Source organism: Faecalibacterium sp. AM43-5AT, from assembly GCF_003603345.1.
In the GTDB taxonomy this organism is placed as follows: Bacteria; Bacillota; Clostridia; order Oscillospirales; family Ruminococcaceae; genus Faecalibacterium; species Faecalibacterium taiwanense.
Genome location: NZ_QVGZ01000014.1, coordinates 62,499 through 70,208, shown reverse-complemented (window position 1 = coordinate 70,208; position 7,710 = coordinate 62,499). Strand labels below are relative to the sequence as shown.

At 51.7% G+C, this 7,710-nt stretch carries 5 protein-coding genes and 1 tRNA gene; all 6 read right to left on the bottom strand.

Going from position 1 to position 7,710, the window contains the following annotated elements:
- Nucleotides 1-70: 70 nt before the first annotated feature.
- The 6 genes from DW937_RS13235 to uvrB all read right to left on the bottom strand — a co-directional run bounded on the left by DW937_RS13235 (nucleotide 71) and on the right by uvrB (nucleotide 7,676).
- Nucleotides 71-1,249 (bottom strand): XRE family transcriptional regulator, encoded by a 1,179-nt coding sequence (locus DW937_RS13235; protein ID WP_005922208.1) that lies wholly within the window; start codon nucleotides 1,247-1,249, stop codon nucleotides 71-73.
- 3 nt (nucleotides 1,250-1,252) lie between these two features.
- On the bottom strand, nucleotides 1,253-1,981 hold the full coding sequence (locus DW937_RS13230; protein WP_044960023.1) for a DUF5986 family protein: 729 nt from the start codon (nucleotides 1,979-1,981) through the stop codon (nucleotides 1,253-1,255).
- Between the two features lie 169 nt (nucleotides 1,982-2,150).
- Nucleotides 2,151-2,402: a DUF6061 family protein gene (locus tag DW937_RS13225; protein ID WP_120121276.1), complete on the bottom strand. Its 252-nt coding sequence runs from the start codon at nucleotides 2,400-2,402 to the stop codon at nucleotides 2,151-2,153.
- Between the two features lie 152 nt (nucleotides 2,403-2,554).
- Nucleotides 2,555-2,632: transfer RNA gene (locus DW937_RS13220), tRNA-Pro, on the bottom strand.
- A 135-nt stretch (nucleotides 2,633-2,767) separates the two neighbouring features.
- A complete protein-coding gene (gene uvrA, locus DW937_RS13215) occupies nucleotides 2,768-5,632 on the bottom strand; it encodes an excinuclease ABC subunit UvrA (RefSeq protein WP_120121274.1) in 2,865 nt (954 codons plus the stop codon).
- Nucleotides 5,619-7,676: an excinuclease ABC subunit UvrB gene (gene uvrB / locus DW937_RS13210; protein ID WP_120121272.1), complete on the bottom strand. Its 2,058-nt coding sequence runs from the start codon at nucleotides 7,674-7,676 to the stop codon at nucleotides 5,619-5,621. The genes uvrA and uvrB overlap by 14 nt, the downstream gene beginning before the upstream one ends.
- Nucleotides 7,677-7,710: the final 34 nt, after the last annotated feature.

The following is a 7,710-nucleotide window of genomic DNA, read 5'->3' as shown; positions in this document are numbered from 1 at the left end:
CTTTTGCAAATACTGTTTTATGGGAACTCTGCTGGTGGGCGCACCCTGTTTTTCTGTATAAAAAGATTTGTTAGTTTGGCTTGAACTCAACTCTACTAAAAGAACCCGACATAGCCGGATCAAGCGTATGCTGTTCCAATCCCATCAAATCCTCAAATGTTTTTTGTTGTGCCGTAAAACAGTTTTCGTTCAGATATTTCAGCAAATTTCCTTTTTCTATAATTCCATTGTCATCCAGAATCTTTACAGACACCGAAAAAAGAGATGCCGTGGGAACTTCAACCATATCTCCCGGTTCAAATGTTCGCCATCCACGACTTCCAAGCTGTCTAAACAAATATTGATATTGACTTGGAGATAGTACCTCCAACATATATGCTCTACGAATCATCATCGCAATTGAGACATGCCATTTTTCTTTTAATCTTAAATATTCATTTAAAACCGTTGGATATTGAAGATCTTTCAAGAATGCTTCTTTTGGCAGCAAAAATGCAGATGCAAATTGATTTGCGTCTGATTCATTGCTCCGATACTCGGCATCTGCTTGCGATTTCACATCTGAAACAATATGACCGAGTATCCAGTGTCCTAGTTCGTGAGCCAACGTAAAGTTCAATCTTGCAGGTGTTGTTTTATCTGTATTATATGTTGTGAAATAGAACCTCTTGCTTTCTCCATTATTGGCAAGGACCGGAATGTGACTGATTGCGTCCAAATGCCCTACGTTTTCCGAGAAAGAAGTTACCACAATTCCAAGATTTTGTAACAGATAACTCATATTACGAATGGGCCTATCCGACAAGTCCAATTTTTCCCGAATTTTTTTTGCGATTAGTTCCATGTCAGAACACTCTGCTACAGATTTCATACAATCGATCAATTGTTCGGTTGATGGATATTCAATATATTCTGCAAAAAAGTCATAAATATATGATTTCAATACATCAATGTTTGTTTGCCGTAGTTTTACGGCTCTTGTCGTGGTTGTAGTTGCTCTACAATATGCAACTCCGGGACTAAAATTATCGCTGCTACCTTCAAAGAAAAATTTCGGTGGAAATTTCAATTCTTGCGAAATTGCTAATACTTTATCGGCACTTGGTTTGATTAAACCATTTTCATACTGAGAGACAGTTTGCTTTGTCACCCCTATCTTTTCTGCTAGCTTAGGACTGGAAATATTTTGGATTTCACGAGCCAATGTCAGCCGCATTCCATTAAACTCGGATGTAACAATGGCACCCATTTTTTACCCATCTTTCCGTACAAATTTTTTCCGCGGTTTGAATTCCGGAATACTGTCGATTTGAACGCCATACTCATTACCAGTTTCTTCCTTAAACTTAGTAATTTCATCTTCCGGAACAGCTTCTTTCCAATTCATCGGAATTGCAGAATCCAAATTCATTTCATCAACGATGCAACCATTTGCATTCAAAATTTCCAATGTACAGCTTCTGATCAATTGAGCTAAATCCAAGCGGTACGTTAAAATTCCAAATCTCAAGACTTCACCGTCTACTGCTTGCTCCAATTCATCGAAGGGCTTTTCGGCTTTTTGCTGCACAGCTTTATCTTGTCCAAACAGTGACATCTGCTCATACTGGGGAACCATTTCATTCAAATCTTGATTAGCCGGAAGTCCCGAAAAAACGTAATGCATCTCACCATTCTGCAATTTGACAAGTCTATTGCGGAAATTTTCTTGGCGAAGAATCATAATGGCTGTTTTGCTGTGAGGATCATATGCCACAGCATACTTCCAGCTTCCAGAGACCATCAAAACCACACGATATCCTGCCTTTGTTAAATGTTCATGTTCATTTTGAAAGATATGTGCCCAGCCGTGCTGTCCTTTTCCGTTAGAATACATCAAATCGGCATAGACACCTTCATTTTCTTCCATGCCATGGTAGATGCTTTCAACAATCAGTTTTGCCATTGCCATTGCGGAATCTTCAAAAAATGCTTTTTTCATGTGAACCTCCTTCACAGATGAAATTATAAGCGGTGGAATTTTCTTACACTTCATATTTTACATAAATTTTGTAAAAAGTCAAGTAATCGAATGACGTTTTATGCATTCAAATGCAAAAGCGCAGCACCTCCCAAAAAGTGCTGCGCTTTTGTATAATTTGAGCTACCAGTTAGTCCTCCAACCCACAGCTCCCGGTCACATTCTTCAAATATTCCTCTGGGTCACCATTCAGGATCAAATCGGCATAGCCCAGTGGGTCATTGTAGATGAGATAATCCAGTTCTGACCTCTGCGCCATGGTCACATCCAGCGCATCCTCGACCCCGGTGCAATTGATGGAAATTTTTCTTCCATCCCGGAGCAGCAGCTCCACGCAGCCGGTGTCCATGTTGAAATGGCAAGCTCTTGCATCGTACTTCATGTTTGTGTCCTCCTGAAATCATGTCGTAGCTTATGTCGGTCAATCTATGATTTCGGATTTCATCTTCCACGGACACCCATATTGAGTTTTCCGAAGAAAACAAATAATCCGAACCCATCTCCTATCGGAAACAAGTTCGGATTATTTTTGTTTGGTCCGAGTGGCGAGAATCGAACTCACGGCCTCTTGAACCCCATTCAAGCGCGCTACCAAAACTGCGCTACACCCGGATATCGACCGCCGCTTCCCTACCGAAGCGTGGCGACATGAGATATTATACTCAGATACAGCAGTTTTGTCAACCGATTTTTGCAATTTTCTTTGCTTTTTTCGTAAAAAGTCTGATTTTTGCGAAAGTACGCGCTTTATTTATTTTGCTCTTTTTCTTGCAGGAGCTTGTCTTTTTCCAAAAGCGGTTTCAGATATTGACCGGTAAAGCTGCCTGGCACCTCTGCCACCTGTTCGGGCGTGCCTTCGGCCACGATCTCGCCGCCTGCGCTGCCGCCTTCAGGGCCAAGGTCAATGATATGGTCGGCGCACTTGATAAGATCCAGATTGTGCTCGATGACAATAACCGTGTTGCCCGCATCTACCAGCTTCTGCAGCACCTCGATCAGGCGGTGCACATCTGCAATATGCAGGCCGGTAGTAGGCTCGTCCAGAATATACACGGTCTTGCCAGTGCTGCGGCGGGCCAACTCATTGGCCAGCTTCACGCGCTGTGCTTCGCCGCCGGAAAGGGTGGTGGCGCTCTGGCCCAGTGTTACATAACCAAGACCCACGTCCAACAGGGTCTGCAGTTTGCGGGCGATCTTGGGCTGGTTGGAAAAGAATACCACTGCTTCCTCCACGGTCATGTTCAGCACATCGGAGATGGTCTTTTCCTTATACTTCACTTCCAGCGTTTCGCGGTTGTAACGCGCCCCCTTGCATACCTCGCAGGGCACGTACACATCCGGCAGGAAGTGCATCTCGATCTGCAGAATACCGTTGCCCTCACAGGCTTCGCAGCGGCCGCCCTTGACATTAAAACTGAAACGCCCCGGGCCGTAACCGCGCATTTTGGCATCCTGTGTCTGGGAGAATACCGTGCGGATATCATTGAACACACCGGTATAAGTGGCCGGATTGGAGCGCGGCGTACGGCCAATGGGCTGCTGGTCGATACCGATGACCTTATCCACAAATTCCAGCCCTTCTACCCCATCGCATTTGCCTGCGCGGGAACGCGCACCGTTCAGCTCGCAGGCAAGCGTCTTATACAGAATTTCGTTGATGAGGCTGGACTTGCCGGAGCCGGAAATGCCGGTAACGCAAATAAACTCTCCCAGCGGAAATTTCACGTCGATATTGCGCAGGTTATTTTCCCGTGCACCCCGTACAGTAAGGTAATTGCCGTTGCCGGTGCGGCGGGTCTGCGGTACGGCAATGCGTTTGCGGCCGGAGAGATAATCGCCGGTGATGCTGCGCTTTGCCTTGCAGATGTCCTTCACGCTGCCAGCGGCTACGATCTCACCGCCATGCACGCCTGCGCCCGGGCCTACATCCACGATATAATCCGCGCTGCGCATGGTATCTTCATCATGCTCCACCACAATGACTGTATTGCCGAGGTCGCGGAGATTTTTCAGGGTGGCAATGAGCTTGTCGTTATCGCGCTGATGCAAGCCGATGGACGGCTCGTCCAGCACATAGAGCACGCCGGAAAGCGCACTGCCGATTTGAGTGGTCAGGCGGATGCGCTGGCTCTCGCCGCCGGAAAGAGTGCCTGCTGAGCGGGCCAGCGTGAGATAATCCAGACCCACGCTCTGCAAAAACTGCAGGCGGTTCCGGATCTCCTTCATGATCTGCCCGCCGATCTGCTTCTGCTTTTCGGTCAGGCTCGGTTCGTTCTCGGCAATGAATTTCAGCTCGTCCCGGATGGACATTTCGCAGAAATCGCTGATGTTCTTATCCCCGATGGTCACAGCCAGCACCACGGGTTTCAGGCGCTTGCCGTGGCAGTCCGGGCACTCCACGCCGGACATGAAGCTGCCGATTTCTTCCTTCATCCACTCGCTGTTGGTCTCGCGGAAGCGGCGCTCAAGGTTCTCCACGATGCCCTCGAAGGTATTATAATACACACCGCTTCCGAACTCATTCGTGCGGTGCATCTCAATTTTTTCGCCATTGGTTCCGTACAGCAACGCATTGACAGCTTCGGTGCTCATCTCTTTGATGGGCGTATCCAGCGTAAAGCCGTACTTTTTGCCAAGACCCAGATAATACATTTCGGATACAGACCCCTCGGCATAGTACCAGCCGCTGGCCTTGATAGCACCCTCCCGGATGGAAAGGTTCCGGTTGGGCAGGATGCGTTCCTCGTCCACCCGCATAAAAGTGCCAAGGCCGGTACACTTTTCGCAGGCTCCCAGCGGGTTATTGAAGGAGAAGAGCCGCGGCGACAGGTCGCTGATGGAAATGCCGTGCTCCGGGCAGGCAAAGTTCTGGCTGAAGGTCATACAATCGCCGCCGATCACGTCCACTTCGGCGATACCGCCGGTAAGCGCCAGCGCGGTTTCCAGCGAATCTGCCAGACGGCCCCGGATGCCCTTGCGCATGGCAAGGCGGTCCACCACAATCTCCACCGTATGCTTGATGTTCTTTTCCAGCTTGATCTCTTCGTCAAGATCATACAGGCTGCCGTCGATCTTCACACGAGCATAGCCACCGCGGCGGGCAGCATCCAGCTCTTTCTGCTGGGTGCCTTTGCGCTGGCGCACCACAGGAGCCAGCACCTGAAACTTCGTACCTTCGTCCAGTTTGAGCACCGCGTCCACCATTTCGTCCACGGTCTGCTGGCTGATCACCCGCCCGCACACCGGGCAGTGGGGCACGCCCACGCGGGCGTACAGAAGTCGCAGATAATCGTAGATCTCCGTCACGGTGCCCACGGTGGAACGCGGGTTGTGGCTGGTGGTTTTCTGGTCGATGGAAATTGCCGGTGACAGGCCGGTAATTTCGTCCACATCGGGCTTGTCCATGCGGCCCAAAAACATGCGTGCGTAGCTGGAAAGGCTTTCCACATAGCGGCGCTGGCCGTCGGCATAGATGGTGTCGAACGCAAGGCTCGACTTGCCCGAACCGGAAAGGCCGGTCATGACGATCAGCTTTTCCCGCGGGAGGGTCAGGTTGACATTTTTCAGGTTGTGCTCGCGAGCACCTTTGATGACGATCTTATCGTTTGCCAAGGTATTTTCTCCCTTTTCGTTGTGTCTGTGAATGATTCTGTTTGCGCTCCGTTTCTGCCGCAGAGTCCACCGTCGGGTTCTCGCCCCGGCGCAGTCGGTCGATCTGGTCACGCAGGAAGGCCGCGTGCTCAAACTCCAGCAGCTTCGCCGCTTCCTTCATCTCACGGGTCAGGCGCTCGATGGCGGCCTCCCGCTCCATCCTGCCCATGCGGCGGGTGTTCAGCTTAGCGTTCTCCGCTTTATCGCTGATCTCGATGCTGTCTGCAATGGCCTTGACGATGGTTTTTGGCACGATGCCACGTTCTTTATTGTAGGCCATCTGGATGGCGCGGCGGCGCTCGGTCTCGGTGATGGCGCGGTCCATGCTGTCGGTGACGACATCCGCGTACATGATGACAAGGCCCTCGGCATTGCGGGCCGCGCGGCCAATGGTCTGGATCAGGCTGGTCTCGCTGCGCAGAAAGCCCTCCTTGTCGGCATCCAGAATGGCCACAAGGCTCACCTCGGGCAGGTCAAGACCCTCGCGCAGCAGGTTGATGCCCACCACAACATCAATGGAGCCAAGACGCAGGTCCTTGATGATCTCCATGCGCTCAAAGGTGTCCACCTCGTGGTGCATATACTTGACTTTGATGCCCTGTTCGGTAAGGTAGTCGGTCAGGTCTTCGGCCATTTTCTTGGTCAGCGTGGTCACGAGAACGCGCTCGTGCCGCTGGATGCGGGTATTGATCTCGCCCAACAGATCCACCACCTGCCCTTCCACCGGGCGCACCGAAATGAGCGGGTCCAAAAGGCCGGTGGGCCGGATGACCTGCTGCGCCACCTGCGTGCTGTTCTGCCGCTCGTAGTCGCCGGGCGTAGCCGAAACGAAGATCATCTGGTTCAGCTTGGACTCCACTTCCTCGAACTTGAGCGGGCGGTTATCGAAGGCGGACGGCAGGCGGAAGCCGTACTCCACCAGCGTTTTTTTGCGGGCATAGTCGCCGCCGTACATGGCGCGCACCTGCGGCAGGGTAACATGGCTCTCGTCCACAAACAGCAGAAAATCATCCGGGAAATAATCCAGCAGAGTGGTGGGCATACTGCCCGGCGCACGGCCCGAAAGCACCGCCGAATAGTTCTCGATGCCTTTGCACATGCCCACCTCGTTGAGCATCTCAATGTCGTAATTGGTGCGCTGGGCAATGCGCTGCGCCTCGATCAGCTTGCCCTCGGCGGTGAACTGCTTCACCTGTGCGTCGCACTCGGCGCGGATCTTTTCCAGTGCTGCGGCCTTCTTCTCGGCGCTGACGATATAGTGGCTGGCCGGGAAGATGGCTACATGCTTGACTACATTCTGTTTGGCCCCGGTGAGAGGGTTGAACTCCGTGATGCGATCGATCTCGTCCCCAAAAAATTCCACACGGATGGCAAGCTCGCTCATATAGGCAAGGTAGATGTCCACGATATCGCCGTGCACACGGAACTTGTTGCGCACAAAATTCACGTCGTTGCGCTCATATTGCAGAGTGACCAGCTTCTGGCACAGCGCATCGCGCTCCATCTGCATGCCGGGGCGCAGGCTGATGACCATGCTGCGGTAGTCGATAGGGTCGCCCAGCGAGTAGATGCAGGACACCGATGCTACAATGATCACATCCCGCCGCTCCGAAAGCGCCGCCGTGGCCGAATGGCGCAGGCGGTCAATCTCGTCGTTGATGGCGCTGTCCTTTTCAATATAGGTATCCGTGCTGGGGATATAGGCTTCCGGCTGGTAGTAATCGTAGTAGGAGACGAAATACTCCACCGCGTTGTTGGGGAAAAACGACCGGAACTCGGTGCACAGCTGGGCCGCCAGCGTTTTGTTGTGGGCCAGAACCAGCGTGGGCCGGTTGCATTTTGCAATCACATTTGCCATGGTAAAGGTCTTTCCGCTGCCGGTAACACCCAGCAGGGTCTGGCAGCGGTCGCCCCGCTCCACGCCTTTCACCAGTGTTTCAATGGCCTGCGGCTGGTCGCCGGTGGGCTGGTAAGAGGATACCAGTTCAAATTTTTCGTCTGCCATCTTCCCTCTCCTCTCCGGCCCTCGCGCAAAGAAC

What these genes read in the sequence shown, in the direction of transcription:
- DW937_RS13235 (WP_005922208.1), bottom strand. Translation starts at nt 1,249, where the DNA reads ATGGGTGCCATTGTTACATCCGAGTTTAATGGAATGCGGCTGACATTG.
- DW937_RS13230 (WP_044960023.1), bottom strand. Translation starts at nt 1,981, where the DNA reads ATGAAAAAAGCATTTTTTGAAGATTCCGCAATGGCAATGGCAAAACTG.
- DW937_RS13225 (WP_120121276.1), bottom strand. Translation starts at nt 2,402, where the DNA reads ATGAAGTACGATGCAAGAGCTTGCCATTTCAACATGGACACCGGCTGC.
- uvrB (WP_120121272.1), bottom strand. Translation starts at nt 7,676, where the DNA reads ATGGCAGACGAAAAATTTGAACTGGTATCCTCTTACCAGCCCACCGGC.